17 protein-coding genes are annotated in these 17,674 nt (G+C 66.5%); 12 read left to right on the top strand and 5 right to left on the bottom strand.

Annotated elements, in window-relative coordinates:
• Positions 1-62 precede the first annotated feature (62 nt).
• From ACQR1E_RS22800 to ACQR1E_RS22840, 9 genes are all read left to right on the top strand, one after another.
• Positions 63-1,016: an ABC transporter permease gene (locus ACQR1E_RS22800; protein WP_315713711.1), complete on the top strand. Its 954-nt coding sequence runs from the start codon at positions 63-65 to the stop codon at positions 1,014-1,016.
• A 2-nt stretch (positions 1,017-1,018) separates the two neighbouring features.
• Entirely contained in the window at positions 1,019-1,921 is a 903-nt protein-coding gene (locus ACQR1E_RS22805) for an ABC transporter permease (RefSeq protein ID WP_315713712.1), read from the top strand.
• A 5-nt stretch (positions 1,922-1,926) separates the two neighbouring features.
• Entirely contained in the window at positions 1,927-2,976 is a 1,050-nt protein-coding gene (locus tag ACQR1E_RS22810) for an ABC transporter ATP-binding protein (protein WP_315713713.1), read from the top strand.
• 28 nt (positions 2,977-3,004) lie between these two features.
• Positions 3,005-3,202 (top strand): hypothetical protein, encoded by a 198-nt coding sequence (locus ACQR1E_RS22815; protein WP_009026147.1) that lies wholly within the window; start codon positions 3,005-3,007, stop codon positions 3,200-3,202.
• Positions 3,199-4,611 carry an amidase gene (locus ACQR1E_RS22820; protein WP_315713714.1) on the top strand — a complete coding sequence of 471 codons (1,413 nt, stop codon included), beginning with the start codon at positions 3,199-3,201 and terminating at the stop codon, positions 4,609-4,611. Before ACQR1E_RS22815 ends, ACQR1E_RS22820 begins: the two co-directional genes overlap by 4 nt.
• A gap of 254 nt (positions 4,612-4,865) precedes the next feature.
• Entirely contained in the window at positions 4,866-5,849 is a 984-nt protein-coding gene (locus ACQR1E_RS22825) for an ABC transporter ATP-binding protein (protein ID WP_315713715.1), read from the top strand.
• Positions 5,850-5,973: 124 nt separating this feature from the next.
• Positions 5,974-6,243, top strand: a complete 270-nt coding sequence (locus ACQR1E_RS22830) for a GlsB/YeaQ/YmgE family stress response membrane protein (protein ID WP_315713716.1) — start codon at positions 5,974-5,976, stop codon at positions 6,241-6,243.
• Between the two features lie 194 nt (positions 6,244-6,437).
• On the top strand, positions 6,438-8,180 hold the full coding sequence (locus tag ACQR1E_RS22835) for a type I secretion system permease/ATPase (RefSeq protein WP_315713717.1): 1,743 nt from the start codon (positions 6,438-6,440) through the stop codon (positions 8,178-8,180).
• Complete coding sequence (locus ACQR1E_RS22840) at positions 8,177-9,517, top strand: HlyD family type I secretion periplasmic adaptor subunit (protein ID WP_315713718.1); 1,341 nt, start codon at positions 8,177-8,179, stop codon at positions 9,515-9,517. Before ACQR1E_RS22835 ends, ACQR1E_RS22840 begins: the two co-directional genes overlap by 4 nt.
• Positions 9,518-9,731: 214 nt before the next feature.
• Here the strand turns inward: ACQR1E_RS22840 and ACQR1E_RS22845 are convergent, their stop codons facing one another.
• From ACQR1E_RS22845 to ACQR1E_RS22855, 3 genes are all read right to left on the bottom strand, one after another.
• On the bottom strand, positions 9,732-10,214 hold the full coding sequence (locus tag ACQR1E_RS22845; RefSeq protein ID WP_315713719.1) for a CinA family protein: 483 nt from the start codon (positions 10,212-10,214) through the stop codon (positions 9,732-9,734).
• A 109-nt stretch (positions 10,215-10,323) separates the two neighbouring features.
• Entirely contained in the window at positions 10,324-11,634 is a 1,311-nt protein-coding gene (locus ACQR1E_RS22850; RefSeq protein ID WP_315713720.1) for an MFS transporter, read from the bottom strand.
• A 120-nt stretch (positions 11,635-11,754) separates the two neighbouring features.
• On the bottom strand, positions 11,755-12,675 hold the full coding sequence (locus ACQR1E_RS22855) for a transcriptional regulator GcvA (protein WP_315713721.1): 921 nt from the start codon (positions 12,673-12,675) through the stop codon (positions 11,755-11,757).
• 114 nt (positions 12,676-12,789) lie between these two features.
• Here ACQR1E_RS22855 and ACQR1E_RS22860 point away from each other — a divergent pair, with 114 nt between their 5' ends.
• Both ACQR1E_RS22860 and ACQR1E_RS22865 read left to right on the top strand, forming a co-directional pair.
• Positions 12,790-12,993, top strand: coding sequence for a DUF1127 domain-containing protein (locus ACQR1E_RS22860; protein ID WP_315713722.1), 204 nt, complete (start codon positions 12,790-12,792; stop codon positions 12,991-12,993).
• Positions 12,994-13,070: 77 nt separating this feature from the next.
• Positions 13,071-13,691 (top strand): GNAT family N-acetyltransferase, encoded by a 621-nt coding sequence (locus ACQR1E_RS22865; protein WP_315713723.1) that lies wholly within the window; start codon positions 13,071-13,073, stop codon positions 13,689-13,691.
• Between the two features lie 251 nt (positions 13,692-13,942).
• Here the strand turns inward: ACQR1E_RS22865 and ACQR1E_RS22870 are convergent, their stop codons facing one another.
• Both ACQR1E_RS22870 and ACQR1E_RS22875 read right to left on the bottom strand, forming a co-directional pair.
• A complete protein-coding gene (locus ACQR1E_RS22870; protein WP_315713724.1) occupies positions 13,943-14,644 on the bottom strand; it encodes an SDR family NAD(P)-dependent oxidoreductase in 702 nt (233 codons plus the stop codon).
• Between the two features lie 95 nt (positions 14,645-14,739).
• A complete protein-coding gene (locus ACQR1E_RS22875) occupies positions 14,740-15,759 on the bottom strand; it encodes a glutathione S-transferase family protein (RefSeq protein ID WP_315825924.1) in 1,020 nt (339 codons plus the stop codon).
• A gap of 110 nt (positions 15,760-15,869) precedes the next feature.
• Here ACQR1E_RS22875 and ACQR1E_RS22880 point away from each other — a divergent pair, with 110 nt between their 5' ends.
• Positions 15,870-17,654: an acyl-CoA dehydrogenase family protein gene (locus ACQR1E_RS22880; RefSeq protein ID WP_315713726.1), complete on the top strand. Its 1,785-nt coding sequence runs from the start codon at positions 15,870-15,872 to the stop codon at positions 17,652-17,654.
• Positions 17,655-17,674 lie beyond the last annotated feature (20 nt).

Here is a 17,674-nt window from a genome sequence, read left to right on the forward strand (position 1 = left end):
TCTTGGTGCCGCTTGTATCTCGCGACTCTCCGCCGATGAGGAGAGGCTTATGAAGGTGACTCGTGCTCTCTTATGCTGCCAGGCGGATGGTCTATGCGATCCCGATCATCATCGGCGTCGCGCTCGTCTGCTTCATGCTCGTTCACATCACGCCGGGTGATCCGCTCGTTGCGGTGCTGCCGGCCGACGCGTCGCAGGAGCTGGCACAGCAGCTGCGCGTGGCCTATGGCTTCGACAAGCCGCTGCCGGTGCAGTTCGGGCTGTGGTTGTGGCGCGCCGTCAATGGCGATCTCGGCAGCTCGATCGCCACCGGCCGTCCCGTGCTCGCCGAGGTGCTGCGCGCCGTGTCCAACACCGTGACGCTGGCGATCGCCGCCGCCATCATCGGTTTCTCGCTCGGCCTGTTCTTCGGCCTCGTCGCCGGCTATTTCCGCGACAGCTGGATCGACAAGGTGGCGACGTCCATTGCGATCGCCGGCGTATCGCTGCCGCACTACTGGCTCGGCATGGTGCTCGTCATCATCTTCTCGGTCGAGCTGAACTGGCTGCCTGCGGTCGGCGCCGGTCCGTCCGGCTCGGGCGCATGGTCGTGGGACTGGGCCCATATCCGCTTCCTGGTCCTGCCCGCGATCACCACCTCGGTGATTCCGATGGGCATCATCACGCGCACCGTGCGTGCGCTGACCGGCGACATCCTCAGCCAGGATTTCGTCGAGGCGCTGCGCGCGAAGGGCCTGCGCGAAACCCAGGTGTTCCGCCACGTGCTGAAGAATGCCGCGCCGACCGCCCTGGCGGTCATGGGCCTGCAGCTCGGCTACATGCTGGGCGGCTCGATCCTGATCGAGACTGTGTTCTCGTGGCCCGGCTCGGGTCTGCTGTTGAACTCGGCGATCTTCCAGCGCGACCTGCCGCTCTTGCAGGGCACGATCCTGGTGCTGGCGATGTTCTTCGTCATCCTCAATCTCGTGGTCGACATCGCGCAGGCCGCGATCGATCCGCGCATCAAGCGAGGCTAACGATGAGCGTCAGTACCCCCGGCGCCCTCAACGACGCCTCGCTGCAGGCCGCGCCGATCGCGAACGCACGCGGCTATTGGGCGACCGTCGGTCGCCGGATCGTCCGCGACAAGCTCAGCATGGTCTGCGTCGCGATTCTGCTGCTGATCTTTCTCTCCGCGCTGCTCGCGCCCTATCTGCATCTCGCGGATCCCTATCAGGGCTCGATGATTCGGCGCCTGCGCCACATCGGCACGCCGAACTATCCGCTCGGCACCGACGAGCTGGGACGCGACATGCTGGCGCGGCTGATCTATGGCGGCCGGCTGTCGCTGCTGATCGGCATCTCGCCCGTGATCCTCGCCTTCGGCATCGGCACGATGCTCGGCCTCGTCGCCGGCTATGTCGGCGGCTGGGTCAACACCGCGATCATGCGCACCATCGACGTGTTCTACGCCTTCCCCTCGGTGCTTCTGGCGATCGCGATCTCGGGCGCGCTCGGCGCCGGGATCACCAACTCCATCGTGTCGCTGACCATCGTGTTCGTGCCGCAGATCACCCGCGTCGCCGAGAGCGTCACCACGGGTGTGCGCAATCGCGATTTCGTCGAGGCCGCGCGCGCCTCGGGCGCGAACGCGTTCACGATCATGCGCGCGCACATGCTTGGCAACGTGCTCGGACCGATCTTCGTCTATGCGACGGGGCTGATCTCGGTGTCGATGATCCTCGCGGCCGGTCTTTCGTTCCTTGGTCTCGGCACCAAGCCGCCGGAGCCGGAATGGGGCTTGATGCTGAACACCTTGCGTACGGCGATCTACGTCAATCCCTGGGTGGCGGCGCTGCCGGGCGTGATGATCTTCGCTGTCTCCATCTGCTTCAACCTGCTCAGCGACGGCCTGCGTAGCGCGATGGACATCCGGAGCTGAGAGGCATGAATGAAGCATCGGAAGTCACCGGACTGCAGCCGATCGAGGACCTCGGCGGCAAGGCGCAGCCGCTGCTGCGGGTCGATGGCCTGACGAAACACTTCCCGGTCCGTGGCGGCCTGTTCGGCGCGCGCAAGACGGTGCGCGCCGTCGACGACGTCTCGTTCGTCATCGGCAAGGGCGAGACGGTCGGCATCGTCGGCGAGTCCGGCTGCGGCAAGTCCACCACGGCGCGGCTCCTGATGCATCTGATGGACCGCGATGCCGGCGAGATCATCTTCGACGGCCGGCAGGTCGGCCACGAGATGTCGTTGCGCGAGCTCAGGCGCGGCATGCAGATGGTGTTCCAGGACTCCTATGCCTCGCTCAATCCGCGGCTGACGATCGAGGAGTCGATTGCATTCGGGCCGAAGGTGCACGGCATGACCGACACTGCGGCGCGTGCGCTGGCGCGCGAGCTGCTCGGCAAGGTCGGCCTGAGGCCCGAGACCTTCGCCAACCGTTATCCGCACGAGATCTCCGGCGGCCAGCGCCAGCGCGTCAACATCGCCCGTGCACTCGCTTTGTCGCCGCGACTGGTGATCCTCGACGAGGCGGTGTCGGCGCTCGACAAGTCGGTCGAGGCGCAGGTGCTGAACCTGCTGATGGACCTGAAGCGCGAGTTCGGCCTGACCTATCTGTTCATCAGCCACGACCTCAACGTCATCAACTACATTTCCGACCGCGTGCTGGTGATGTATCTCGGCGAGGTCGTCGAGCTCGGTCCGGTCGAGCAGGTCTGGGCCAGGCCGGCGCATCCCTATACACGGGCGCTGCTGGCGGCGATGCCGTCCTCCGATCCCGACAGGCGCACGGAGGAGCCGCCGCTGTCTGGGGATCCACCCAACCCGATCGATCCGCCCGCCGGCTGCCGCTTCCACACCCGCTGTCCATTTGCCGAGGCGCCATGCGCGAATGTCGCGCCAAGATTGACGGAGCTGGATACAATGGGCCATCAGGCCGCCTGCCACATGGCGATCCCAGGCTCGGGACACAGCCGGGCGCCGGCCGCCTGACGGGCAGACACCAGCAGTGAGAAGCGGAATGACCAGACCCACGCCCCAGCAAGTCAGTGCCATCGCGGAGGCCTCCGGCCTGCCGGTCGACAAGGAGGTTGCCACCCGCATCGCCGACTCGATCGGACCGGCCTTCGACAACTTCGCCGCGGTTGCCGGTACACTCCCATTCGACCTGGAGCCGGCGAGCTACGTCCTGGCGCAGACGCTGAAGGTGGGCCGATGAGCACCGAACCTGCCTTGATGACCCTGACCGACGTCGCGAAGGCGATTGCGGACAGGAAGCTCTCTTCGGTCGAGGTGACGCGCTCCTGCCTGCATCGCATCGCGCAGTGGCAGCCGAAGCTGAACGCCTTCATGGCGATCGAATCCGAGCCGGCGCTGAAGGCCGCCGCCGAAGCCGATGCAGCGCTCGCCAAGGACGGCCCCAAGGGCCCGCTGCACGGCGTTCCGCTTGCGCACAAGGACATGTATTACGAGGCCGGCCACATCTCGACCTGCGGCTCGCTGATTCGGCGCGACTTCGTCGCAACGACGACCTCGACCGCGCTGCAGCGGCTGAAGGATGCCGGTTCGATCCGGCTCGGCACCCTGCAGATGGCCGAATTCGCCTATGGCCCGACGGGACACAACGCGCATTACGGTCCGGTGCACAATCCCTGGAAGCTCGGCTACGTCACCGGTGGCTCGTCGTCCGGCTCCGGCTCGGCGGTCGGCGCGCGCCTGACCTTCGCGGCACTCGGCTCCGATACCGGCGGCTCGATCCGCATGCCCGCGAATTTCTGCGGCGTCACCGGCCTGAAGGTGACCTGGGGCCGCGTCAGCCGCGCCGGTGCGATGCCGCTGTCGCAGTCGCTCGACACGGTCGGGCCGCTGGCGCAGACCGCGGAGGATTGTGCGCTGATCCTTGGGCTGATGGCTGGTCCCGATCCCGAGGATCCCACCGCCAGCGCGGCGCCCGTGCCGGACTATGTCGCCGCCACCCAGGCCTCGATCAAGGGTCTCAGGATCGGCGTGCCCAAGGCGTTCTATGTCGACGACCTCGATCCTGAGGTGGCGCGCTGTCTCGATGCGACGATCGCGGTGCTGAAGACCGAGGGCGCCGATGTGGTTCAGGTCGAGCTGCCGGATCAGCGCCAGCTCACCGCAGCCTGCCAGCTCGTGCTAGCGGTCGAGGCGGCCGCCTTCCACAAGCGCTGGATGATCGAGCGTCCGCAGGACTATGGCCCGCAGGTGCTGATGCGGCTGCAGAACGCTCTGGCCGTCTCCGGCGTCGCCTATCTGGAAGCGCTGCGTTGGCGCGGTGCGGCGCTGGCGGCGCATGTCGCGGCAACCTCTGGCGTCGATGCCGTGATCGCGCCGGTGTCGCCGCTGGTGACGCCCTCGATCGCCGAGAGCGATGTCGGCGGCGCGCCGGGCGCGGAAGCCGTGATCCAGCGCATCACCCGCTTCACCCGCCCGGTGAACTATCTCGGCCTGCCGTCGCTGGCGATCCCGACCGGCTTCACGTCGACGGGGCTTCCTGTCGGCATGCAATTGATCGGCCGCTCCTTCGATGAGGCTACGATTCTGACCATCGGCGCCGCCTTCCAGCGCGCGACTGATTTCCACGCCAGGGTGCCGACGCTGCCATGAGGGAGACCTGTGTATCCCGCTCGATGGTCTCACCCTCCCCTGGAGGGGGAGGGTCGATTGCGCATCTCATGCGCAATCGGGGTGGGGTGACGGTCTCTCCCCTTGGAAGCGAGTCCATGGAGGGGCTGTCACCCCACCCCGTCTCGCATTCCGCTGCGCTTCATGCGAGCCGACCCTCCCCCTCCAGGGGAGGGGCGCAGCTCACTTCGCAATTGGCCACGGCATTCCTGACGGCAAGGTGAGATAGCCTCCCCATGACCAACCTCGTCGAGATCGACAATCTCACCATCCGCTTCACCGGCGAGCGCACCGTGCATGCGGTGAACGATGTCAGCCTGTCGCTCGGCGATGGCGAGGTGCTCGGCCTGCTCGGCGAGTCCGGCTCGGGCAAAAGCGTGACCATGCGGGCGCTGATGCGGCTGTTGCCGAATAAGCGGACGCAGATCTCCGGCAGTGTCAAGGTGCTGGGCCGCGACGTGCTGGCGATGAACGGCGAGGAGCTGTCGCAGTTTCGCGGCCGCTCCGTGTCGATGATCTTCCAGGAGCCGGGGCTTGCGCTCGATCCGGTCTACACCATCGGCCGGCAGATCGCCGAGACCGTGATGCGGCACGAGGGCAAGAGTTTTGCGGAAGCGCAGGCGCGGGCGCTGGAGATGCTCGACGTCGTCAGGATTCCCTCGGCCAAGCGTCGCCTGGAGTCCTATCCGCACGAGATGTCCGGCGGCATGCGCCAGCGCGCGATGATCGCGCTGGCGCTGGCGTGCCGGCCGAAAGTGCTGCTGGCCGACGAGCCGACCACCGCACTCGACGCCACCGTCCAGATCCAGATCCTGCTGCTGCTGCGCGAACTGCAGCGCGAGTTCGGCATGTCCGTCATCTTCGTCACCCACGACATCGGCGTCGCGATCGAGATCTGCGACCGCCTCGCCGTGATGTATGCCGGAGAGATCGTGGAGCAGGGCAGCTTGCGCGAAATCGTGCGCCAACCCGTGCACCCCTATGCGCGCGGCCTGCTGGCTTCGACGATCCATGGTGCCAGGCGCGGCGAGCGGCTGCAGACCATTCCGGGCACGCCACCCTCGCTCGACCGGGCGCCGCAGAGCTGCTCGTTCGCACCACGCTGCGGCCTGGCGCAGCCGCGCTGCTCGGAGGCGATGCCGCCGAACATTGCGCTCGGACCACAGCGGCTGGCGCGCTGCGTCCTGGCCGAGGCGCCGGCAAGTGTGGCGGCAACGTAACGGTTCGCCCGAAACGCGCTCCTCACCGGCCGAAACCGTCCATCGCGTGTCGAAGCGTCGCAACGGCCTCGCTAAGGTGCTGCCACGCGTGGGACCGATCGTCCGCGCTGGATGAGGACACGCCATGCACGTATCGAACGAAGGTATCCTGGTCATTCTGTTCGTTGGCCTGGTTGCAGGCTGGCTGGCCGGCAAGATCGTCCGCGGCACCGGCTTCGGGCTGGTCGGCGACATCGTGATCGGCGTGCTCGGCGCCTTGGTCGCAAGCCTGATCTTCCCGCGGCTTGGCGTCCGGATCGGCACCGGCCTCGTGTCGGAAATCGTCTATTCCGCGCTCGGCGCCATCATTCTCCTGCTGGTGGTGCGGCTGGTGCGGACCGGCGGGCGGCTCTAGGACTTGCGATCCGGCGTGGCTGAACGTTTGCACCGCGCCACGCGACATACCCCAGCACATAGCTAATTTACGCTAAAGTGAGCATCGTTGGACGCTCACCGCGGGAATCAGTATATTTCGCCTTGTTTGCCGCCAGTTTGTGCTTTTGGTCGGCGGCCACGTAGCTCATTTGATCAATTGAAGAGATGGTGGTGATGGCGGCTGCACCTCACGTGAGGCAATCCGAGCTCAGCGATGCCTTGCGCGGTTGCCGCAGCGCCTTGATCGGCGTTGGGGTGATGAGCTGCATCATCAACCTGCTGTATCTCACCGGCTCGATCTTCATGCTCGAGGTCTACGACCGGGTGCTGCCGAGCCGGTCCGTGCCGACCCTGATCGGCCTGATCATCATCGCCGCGGGGCTTTACGCCGCCCAGGGCGCGCTCGACATGATCCGCAGCCGCATTCTCGGGCGGATCGGCACCGCGCTGGACGAGAGCCTGAACGCGCGGGTGTTCGACACCGTGGTGCGGCTGCCGCTGTCCGCCGGCGGCCGCAACGAGGGCCTGCAGCCGCTGCGCGACCTCGATAACATCAGGAGCTTCCTCGGCAGCCAGGGGCCGGGCGCGTTCTTCGATCTGCCGTGGCTACCGCTGTATCTGGCGATCTGCTTCGCTTTTCACGTGATGCTCGGCGTTACCGCGCTGGCCGGCGCCATCATCCTCGTCGCCCTGACGCTGATCACCGAATTCCTCACCCGCACGCCGGCCAAGGAGGCGATGGGGCTCGCCGCCCGCCGCAACGATCTCGCCACCTCAAGTCGCCGCAACGCCGAGGTCCTGGTCGCGATGGGCATGACCGGGCGCATGCTGTCGCGCTGGAGCGAGACCAACGAAAAATATCTCGCCGGCAACCAGCGCGCCAGCGACGTCGCCGGCGGCCTCGGCGCCATCGCCAAGGTGCTGCGCATGATGCTGCAGTCCGCGGTGCTCGCGGTCGGCGCCTATCTCGTGATCCATCAGGAGGCGACCGCGGGCATCATCATCGCCGGCTCGATCCTGAGCGCGCGGGCGCTGGCGCCCGTCGATCTCGCGATCGCACATTGGAAGAGCTTCGTTGCCGCGCGCCAGAGCTGGCGCCGTCTCAGCCATCTGTTGCAGACGATGCCGCAGCGACCGGCGCCGACCCTGCTGCAGCCGCCGGTCGGCAAGCTCTCGGTCGAGGCCATCTCGATCGTCGCGCCGGGGGACCAGAAGGCGATCGTGCAGGACGTGAGCTTCGCGTTGTCGGCCGGCAACGGCCTCGGCATCATCGGTCCGAGCGCGTCGGGCAAGTCGTCGCTGGTGCGGGCGCTGGTCGGTGTCTGGCGTCCGGTGCGCGGCCATGTCCGGCTCGATGGTGCGGCGCTCGACCAATGGTCGACGGACGAGCTCGGCCGTCACATCGGCTATCTGCCGCAAGATGTCGAATTGTTCGCAGGCTCCGTCGCGCAGAACATCTGCCGTTTCGATCCGCAGGCCTCCGCCGACGGCATCATCGCCGCCGCCAAGGAAGCCGGCGTGCACGACATGATCATCAAGATGCGCGACGGCTATGACACAGAGATCGGCGAGCAGGGGGCCGCGCTGTCGGCAGGCCAGGCGCAGCGCGTGGCGCTGGCGCGCGCGCTCTATGGCAATCCGTTCCTGATCGTGCTCGACGAGCCCAACTCCAATCTCGACACCGAAGGCGACGAGGCGCTGTCACGCGCGGTGCGCTCAGCGCGGGCGCGCGGCGCGATCGTGGTCGTCGTCGCGCACCGGCCGATCGGCATCGAGGCGGTCGACCAGGTGCTGGTCATGAAGGACGGCCGCGCCCAGGCGTTCGGTCCGAAGGAGACGGTGCTGGCGCAGGTGCTGCAGCCGCGTGCGCCGTCGCCGATCAAGATCGTCTCGGAAGCCGGAGTGGCAAAGCCATGAGCAGTCAGGTCGTTGCCGGTCCACTTCCTGGCGGCCGCAAGACGGAGAGCGTGCGCGAGTCGATCCGCCGCCACCTGCTGATCGGCATGGGCGTCGTCGTTGCGGTCGCCGGCGGGCTTGGCGGCTGGGCCGCGACGCAGCAGATTTCCGGCGCGTTGATCGCGCCCGGCCAGATCGTGGTCGAATCCAACGTCAAGAAGGTGCAGCATCCGACCGGCGGCGTGGTCGGCGAGCTTCGGGCGCGCGACGGCGACGTCGTCAAGTCCGGCGACATCGTGGTGCGGCTCGACGACACCGTGACCAAGGCAAGTCTCGCCATCGTCACCAAGAATCTCGATGCGCTGCAGGCGCGCGCCGCCCGGCTGGAGGCCGAGCAGCGCGGCTGGGCCAAGATCCTGTTTCCGCCGCAGTTGCTGCAGCGCATGAGCGATCCCGAGGTCAAGAGCCTGACGGCGAGCGAGACCAAGCTGTTCGAGGTCCGCGTCAACGGCCGCATTGGTCAGAAGGCGCAGCTGCGCGAGCGCGTCACCCAGCTGAACGAGGAGATCGAGGGACTCTCCGCGCAGGTCAGCGCCAAGGACCAGGAGATCGCGCTGGTCCAGAAGGAGCTCGACGGCGTGCGCCAGCTCTATGAGCAGCATCTGGTGCAGCTGTCGCGCCTGACCACCTTGGAGCGCGACGCTGCCCGCCTCAACGGCGAGCGCGCGCAATTCATCGCCGCGCGTGCCCAGGCCAAGGGCAAGATCAGCGAGACCGAGCTGCAGATCATCCAGGTCGACAAGGACATGGTCAGCGAGGTGTCCAAGGATCTGCGCGAGACCACCGACAAGATCGGCGAGTTCGTCGAGCGCAAGGTCACCGCCGAGGACCAGCTTCGCCGCGTCGACATCCGCGCGCCGCAGGACGGCATGGTGCTGCAGTCGAGCGTCCATACCGTCGGCGGCGTCATCACCGCCGGCGACACCATCATGCTGATCGTGCCGCAGAGCGACGATCTCCAGGTCGAGGCCAAGGTCAATCCGCAGGACATCGACAAGCTGCAGGTCGGCCAGAAGACGTTGCTGCGGCTGTCCGCCTTCAACCAGCGCACCACGCCGGAGCTGAACGGCGTCGTCAGCCGCGTCTCGCCCGACGTCACCACCGACCAGCGCACCGGCCAGAGCTATTACACCATCCGCGTCTCGATGCCGCCCGAGGAGATCGCAAGGCTCGGCGACGTCAAGCTGATTCCGGGCATGCCGGTCGAGGCATTCGTGCAGACCGGCGACCGCACTGTCATTTCCTACCTGATGAAGCCGCTGCACGACCAGCTGATGCGTGCGTTCCGGGAGAAGTGAGGGGCCCGGCTGCCGTCCCTGCAGAGACGGCGGGCAGCGCTCCAATCTCGCTGTCATCCCCGCGAACGCGGGGATCCATAACCACAGGGAGCAGTCGTGGCGCGAGATGCTCGTGACGTCTCGCGTCGCGCCCCATTTCTGCTGGGGAGTATGGGTCCTGGGTCGGCGCCCGCCGACGCTGCGCGTCATCGGGCTTGCCCGGGACGACAGCGGTTTATTCGTCGAGTTTCTTGAGTAACAGCTCCAGCGCGCTCTTCGCGAACAGCTGCATGTTGGCAAAACGGTCGCTGTGGCCGCTCTCCAGAGTGACGACTGCGGTCGCGGGCCCCGCAACCGCGAAGCACGCATGTCCCGCCGCGTCGCCGTAGCGATTGCCGGCAGGACCCGCGGCACCGGTCTCCGACACTCCCCAATCAGTCGCAAAGCGCGTCCTGATCTGCCGCGCCAGCAGCTCCGCATAAGGCTCCGACGCCGAGCGGATGCCCTTCATCGCCTCGTCCGGAATGTCCATCAGCACGCGGCGGGCGTCGCGCGTATAGACCACGGCGCCGCCGAGGAAATAGGCGGATGCGCCGGGCACCGCGAGCAGCGCCGCCGCGATCAGGCCGCCGGCGGAGGATTCCGCAACGGCAATGGTCTGCTTTTTGGCGATCAGCCGCGCCGCGACCTTCTCGGCGACAGCGATGAGGTGCTGCATGGCGTTCATCCTTCGGCAGCGTCGACACCCGCCGCTGCCGGCTGCTGTTCATTCCCCACCATCATGCGCCGAAAGCGCGCGCCAAGGAAGGCGCTGCCCCTCGCAGCGATCACGCAATGATCGGCTCGCGCGCCGCGACGGCCTGGCGGCCGCCGCGATAGACGGTCATCGCTGCGATGATACCGAGCACGGCGGCGCACATCAGCCAGTAGCCGGGCGAGGCCTTGTCGCCGGTCTTGTTGATGAGCCAGGTCGAGACCGCCGGCGTCGCGGTGCCGAACAGCCCAGCCGCCAGCGCAAAGGCGATCGAGAAGCAGGTGGTGCGGACATGCGCAGGCACGATCTCGACCAGGCAGCCCAGCATGGTGCCGCTGTAGACGCCGAAATAGAACGAGAACAGCATTTCGACCGCGAGCAGCTTGCCGAAGCTCGGCGCCGCCGCGAGCCAGTGCAAGGCGGGATAGGCGGTCAGCAACGCCAGAGCCGCGATGGTCACCAGCACCGGCTTGCGTCCGATCCGATCCGACACCGCGCCGCCGACCGGATTCCATAAGAAGTTGGTCACGGCGACCAGCAAAGTGACGAGCAGTGAATCCGCCGCCGACAGCTTCAGTTCCTTGCCGAAACCGGGACCGTAGACGGTGATGAAGTAGAACATCGTCGTGGTCAGGACCGCGATCATCATGCCGAGGATCACGATGCGCCAGTTCTCCAGCGCCGAGGCGAATACTTCGCGCGCGGTCGGGTGCTTCTTCATCGCGAGGAAGGCCGGCGTCTCCTCCAGCGTGCGGCGCAGGAAGAAGATCAGCGGAATGATCAGGCAGCCGATGAAGAAGGGAATGCGCCAGCCCCAGGCGGCCACCATGTCCGCCGGCATGGCCTGGTTGAGCACGTAGCCGATGACCGACGCGACGAAGATCGCGACCTGCTGGCTGGACGACTGGAACGAGGTGTAGAGGCCGCGATTGCCGGGCGTGGAGATCTCGGACAGATAGACCGACACGCCGCCGAGCTCGACACCGGCCGAGAAGCCCTGCAACAGCCGGCCGAGCAGCACGATGATCGGGGCCGCGATGCCGATCGTCGCATAGGTCGGGCAGAATGCGATGACGATCGTGCCGATCGCCATGATGCCGAGCGTCACGATCAGGCCCTGGCGCCGGCCGATCTTGTCGACATAGGCGCCGAGCACGATGGCGCCGACCGGTCGCATCAGGGCGCCGAGCCAGAACACGCCATAGGCATTGAGCAGAGATGCAGTCTCGTTCTCCGATGGGAAGAACGCCTTGGCGATGATCGGGGCGTAGAAGCCGAACAGGAAGAAGTCGAACTGCTCGAGGAAATTGCCGCTGGTGGCGCGCAGGATCGCGCCGATGCGCGAATGGATCGTAGCCGGCTGCGGGATTGACGTTGAGGACACGCGGGGAAACTCCTACCGTCGAGAGGCTCGTGCGGAGGATTTCTACGCCGGCCGAGGGGAAAGGTGCGACAATCTGCCACGCCAAGCCCTGGCGGCCAATAGCTTTGCGCTCAAGGCGCCCTAGGCCTGAACAGAATTGGCGGCGGCCGACTTCTGCTGCATTGCACCCTTCAGCCATTGCCGGAACGCCTTCAGCTTCGGCGGATCGGTCCGGCCCTCCGGCGTCACCAGATAGAACCCGGCATCGCTCGGCAGCGTCATCTTGAACGGCACCACCAGCCGGCCCTTGGCGATGTCGTCCTGGACGTAGGCCGTACGCCCGATCGCGACGCCGAGCCCGTCGATCGCGGCCTGAACGGTCATCAGCGACAGGTCGAAGCTCAGCCGACCCTGCCTCGACATCTCCACCGGCAGACCCGCCGCGGTCAGCCATAGCCGCCAGTCGTCGTCATAGCCGCCGCTGACCTGCAGCAGCGTGTGATGTGCGAGGTCCTCCGGACAGCGTAGTGGCTTGTCGCCCTGCAGCAGCGCCGGACTGCACACCGGAAACAGCTCGTCGGCCATCAGCCACTCCGCCCGCACGCCCGGCCAATGGCCACGGCCATAGCGGATCGCGGCGTCGACGTCGTCCTTGCGAAAATCGACCAGGCCGGTCGACGTCGTGATTCGCACGTCGATGCCGGGATGGGCCTCCTGAAAGGCCGTCAGCCGCGGCAGCAGCCATTTGGCGGCCAGCGAGGCGATGGTGGAGACCGTCAGCACCTTGGCGTTGTCCTTGCGGACCAGCCGTTCCGTTGCCAGCCGGAGATCGTCGAACGCGGCGCGCACCAGCGGGAGATAGTCGCGGGCCTGCGGCGTCAGCGCCAGGCTACGGTTCTGGCGGACGAAAAGGCGCAGCCCGAGCTCGTCCTCCAAGCGCTTGATCTGATGGCTGATTGCGGTCTGCGTCACGTTCAGCTCGGAGGCCGCGCGGGTGAAGCTCAGATGCCGCGCCGCAGCCTCGAACGCCCGCAATCCATTCAGCGACGGCAGTCGGGCCATTCACGGCCTCCCCGGTTCATGACGTTATTTCATCCGAAACGGTAGTAAATGTCGTTTGTGGGTGAAGTGCAAGCGCTCGATATTGCAGCCTCAAGGAATTTTCAGGAGGCCTTCATGTCCATCTACGTCTCCTCGTCAATGACGAAACATCATGGCCCGGGGTTCTGGTCCGGCGTCGTGGAGCTGCTCGCCGCCTGGCGCTTCCGCTACCGCACGCGGCACGAGCTGGCGCAATGGTCGGAGCGCGACCTGCACGACCTCGGTCTGTCCCGCAGCGATATCGCCGCCGAGATCGACAAGCCGTTCTGGCGGGGTTGATCCCCCTTACTCATCCCGCCGCGCCGGTGCCGCACCGCAAAGGAGGGCGCCGGCAAGCTTCCCGGTTGGAGCCGCGCATGCCGACGCCCGCCATTGCCGATCTCGCTGCCGGCTCCAACATCATTCACACGCGGCGTGGCGAGGAGGTGCGCCTGCGCTTCGTCACATCTGACGACGCCGAGGCGCTGCAGAGCTATGTCCGGTCCTTGAGCCAACGCTCGCGCCACAAGCGTTTCCTCGGCGCACTCAACGAGCTGCCAAAGGCGGTGCTCGAGGATTTTGTCGCGCTCGGCCGCAACGACCGCTACAGCCTGATCGCGACGATGGACCATGAAGGTGTCGAAGCCATCGTGGCCGAGGCGCGCTACGCATTCGATCGCGGCGTCGGTCGTGTCGAGTTTGGCCTGTCGGTCCATGACCGCTGGCAAGGCCACGGCATCGGTCCGGCGCTCATCGCGAATCTGGAAGGACGCGCGCTCGCGTTGGGTGGCGTGATCCTGTCCGGCGATGCGCTGCGTACCAACGACGTGATGATTGCAGTGGCCCGCAAGGCCGGTTTCACGATCAAGCCGCATGCGGACGATTGGACCCTGGTGCGGTTCGAGAAGGGTCTGGGCGGAGTGGTGGCTCATTCAGTGGGGCCAGATTTGCGCGTGGTCGGTCGCGCGCCGCAAGTCGCCACGTCCGAGATCAAATGACGTCATTCCCTGCGAAGGCGGGACATCCCGTACGCCGCGGCCTCACCGTGTCACCAGCCATCAGTTGCGTGTACTGGATCGCCCGGTCGAGCCGGGCGATCACAGTTGCTATGAGGCGACCACCGATCCGCGTCATTGCGAGCGCAAGCCAAGCAATCCAGAGTCCTTGCTCCGCCCTGGATTCTTCGCTTCGCTCGCAATGACGGTGATCGTGGTGCGTCTTTGCCCACGTCATACGGAACATCAACTTCTCAAAACGTCTCCACCCACGGCCGCAGCTCCATCTCCCAGCTCCAGGCACTACGTGGCTGCTGCAGCACGCTCCAATAACTTGCGGCGATGGCATCCGGATCGAGCATCGAATTCGGGCGCTCCGCGGCTTCCTGACGCTCTGCGCTCTTGATCGCGCCGTCGATGACGAAATGCGCGACGTGGATGCCCTGCGGCGACAGTTCGCGCGCCATGCTCTGGGCGAGGCCGCGCAGCGCGAACTTGCCCATCGCGAACGGCGCCGACTGGGCGTAGCCCTTCACGCTGGCGGAGGCGCCGGTGAACAGGATGGCGCCGTGCTTGTTCGGCAGCATGCGCTGTGCCGCCTGCTGCGCCACCAGGAAGCCGCCGAAGGCGCTGACGGCAATCGACTGCTGCACGTCGGCCGGCACGAGATCGGTGAGCGCTCCGCGCGCCCGCGCGCTGGCATTGTAGACCACGAGATCAGGCGCGCCGATCTCGCGCTCGACGATGCCGAACAGCCGCTCGACTTCCTCCGGATTGGTCGCATCGCAGGGGTAGGCGCGGGCGCCGGTTTCGTTGCAGAGCGCGCCGAGCTTCTCGATCTTGCGGGCGGCAAGCGCCACGCGGATCTTCTCGCGCGCGAACAGCCTCGCCAACGAGGCCGAGAGCCCCTCGCCGGCACCGACGATGAGGGCGATCTTGTAGGCAGGGATGTCCATGGGCATGTCCTTGGGCCAAAGCGTCCGCAGACATCAAGCTAGTGCACCGGCGGCCGACTTCCTACGGCTCGTCCCCACATTTTTGCCGCGCGTCCTCAGGTGGGACGCGGCTGCAATCCGGCGAGGCAGCCGATCTCCTCAAGCACGACATCGAGCCGGCTGCGATCGTGCAGGAAGGCGTATTTGCCGCGGAGCATCGCCAGCGAGCGTGCGTGATACTTCTGCGGCTTCTGCATCCATGTGAAGTCGCCGAACTGGACGCGAAAGACGCTGCGGTTCTCGGCCAGTGCCTGCTCGTTGGCGAGCGTCCATGGCATGAACAGCGCGCCGACCTGGCGGGTCAGGATCGGCATCAAGGTCAGTGATAGTTCCGGCCACAGCTCGAACTCGCCTTCGGCGCGCGGCCATAGCATGCGGTGGATCCAGGCCAGCACATGCGGCGCGCGGCCTTCGATCAGGGCGCCGGCAGTCGGATCGGTCCACAGCTCGTAGAGCTGGCCCCACAGTCCGAAATCGCCGTAGGCCGGACGGTGGCCGAACAGATATGGCCTGACCGAGAGATGCCGTTCGAGCAGGTCGAGCATTTCGGCAAAGCCCTGCTCGATCTGCGGCGCGTTGATCTCGTTGGAGCCGACATACCACAGCCGCTCGACCATGCGCGCGCGGATCTTCTCGGCCAGCTCGCCCAACTCGGCCTCGTCTGCCCTGGGGGCGCGGATGCGGGCGATGCGTCCGGCCGAGGCGCGCTGGTCGAGATCGCGCGCCCAGCGATAATGGAACATCCACTTGTTGCCCCACTCGTCGCCGAACTCCTCGATCAAGGCCGAGATGAAGCTCGTCAGCGCGTCGCCGGGATGAATCGTGGGTTGCGGAAAGTCGAGCTCCAGTGCGTCGATGATCGGCGTCGAGTCCTGCATCGGCACCTCGTCGGGGGCGACCACCAGCGGAATGATCGGCAGCTTGGCGTGCCGCGCGAACTCCGCCTCGCTTTCCGCATTGCGCAATATCCAGTGATGCGGGATGCCCTTGTAACGCAGATACGATCGCACCTTGACCGAATAGGGCGACATCTCCGCCCCGAAGATGCGATAAACCTCCGTCGGCTGATTGGTCATGGATCTGCTCCCGGTTCGGCGCACGCCGCTGCCTGTTGTGTATCCGATCAGGCGCAACCTGTCGAAGAGTCCATCAGAGACTTGCGGAAACGAACGAGGGCTTAACGATCATGCATCAGTTCCTGAGGCGCGATGACGTGATGACCGGCGGCGCAAGGCCGGAGCTGCTGGCGCCCGATACCACCGGGCTGAACTTCTATCGCGCCGACCCCGCGCTCGCCGATCTCCTGCGCATCCATCTGCCCGAAGCGCTGTTTCGGCACCTCGTGCCGCATCTCGACCGTCTCGGCGAGCTCGCCGGCTCCTATCTCGACGAATGCGCCCGCTTGGCTGACCGCCATGGCCCTGTGCTGCACCAGCGCGACCGCTTCGGCCGCGACGTGCAGTGGGTCGAGTACCATCCGGCCTATCGCGAGCTCGAGCGCGCCGCCTTTGGCGAGTTCGGCATTCACGCGATGTCGATCCGCAAGGGCATTCTCGGCTGGCCGACCAAGTATCCGGTCACGGCCAAGCACGCCTTCACCTTCCTGTTCAACCAGGCGGAGTTCGGGCTGGGCTGTCCGATCAACGTCACCGACGGATGCGCCAAGCTGCTGGCGAGCTTCGGTAGCGACGGGCTCAAGGCCAAGTACCTCGATGGCCTGACGCAGACCGACATGAGAAAGCTGACCCAGGGCGGCCAGTTCATGACCGAGAAGGAGGGCGGCTCCGATGTCGGCACGTTGACGACGGTCGCCGTCCCGGAGGGCGACCATTGGCGCCTGCATGGCGAGAAATGGTTCTGCTCCAATGCCGATGCGAAGGTCGTGATGCTGCTGGCGCGGCCGCAAGGTGCCGAAGCTGGAACGCGCGGCGTCGGCCTGTTCCTGATGCCGCGCTTCCTCGATGACGGCAGCCAGAACCACTATCGGATCGTGCGCCTGAAGGACAAGCTCGGAACGCGCTCGATGGCCTCGGGCGAGATCAAGCTGGAGGGCGCCGTCGCCTATGCGGTCGGGAGGCTCGATCGCGGCTTCGTGCAGATGGCCGAGATGGTCAACTCGTCGCGTCTCTCCAACGGCGTCAAGTCGACGGCGCTGATGCGGCGGGCCTGGCACGACGCGATTACGGTCGCGCGCAACCGCGTGGTGTTCGGAAAACGCATCGTCGACCTGCCGCTCGGGCGGCGGCAACTGCTGAAGATCCTGCTCGCGACCGAGCAGGCGCTGTCGCTGAGCTTCCTCACCGCCGACGCGCTCGACCGTGCCGAGGCCGGCAGCCAGGATGCCGCGGCGCTGCTGCGCATTCTGACGCCGACATTGAAATTCCGCGCCACGCGCGACGCGCGCAAGGTCTGCGGCGATGCGTTGGAGATGCGCGGCGGGATCGGCTATGTCGAGGAGTTCGTCACCGCGCGGCTGCTGCGCGACGCCCATCTCGGCTCGATCTGGGAAGGCACCGGCAACATCGTCGCGCTCGATGCGCTGAAGCGCGCCGTGGGCCGGCACGGTGCGGAGGCCGCGCTGGCAGCCGACCTGCATGCGCGGCTCGACGACAGCGCCGCCGTGCCGCAGGCCTGGCGCGATCAGCTGCATCGACTGGTGGATCGTGCCGTGGGCTTTGCGCGCGAGGTCGCGGGACGCGCCGACAATGAGTCCGAAGCGCGCCGCGCCACCAGCCTGCTGTATCACGTGGCGAGCGCCGTCTCGACGACTTGGGAAAGCGCGCGCATCCACGCGATGCGCGGCGACGCGCGCAGGCTGTTGCTGGCAAAGCTCATCGTCGCGCACCGGCTGACGCCGTCCGATCCGTTCCGGCTCGCGGAAAATAGGATGGATGATGCCATCGCGACACTGCTGCTCGGCGAACGTACCGCTGACATGGAGGAGGTTGGCGAACTGCTGTCAGCGGCGTAGGCTTGCCGCGACCAACAACA

The sequence above is a fragment of the Bradyrhizobium sp. HKCCYLRH1030 genome (assembly GCF_051168395.1).
Classification (GTDB): domain Bacteria; phylum Pseudomonadota; class Alphaproteobacteria; order Rhizobiales; family Xanthobacteraceae; genus Bradyrhizobium.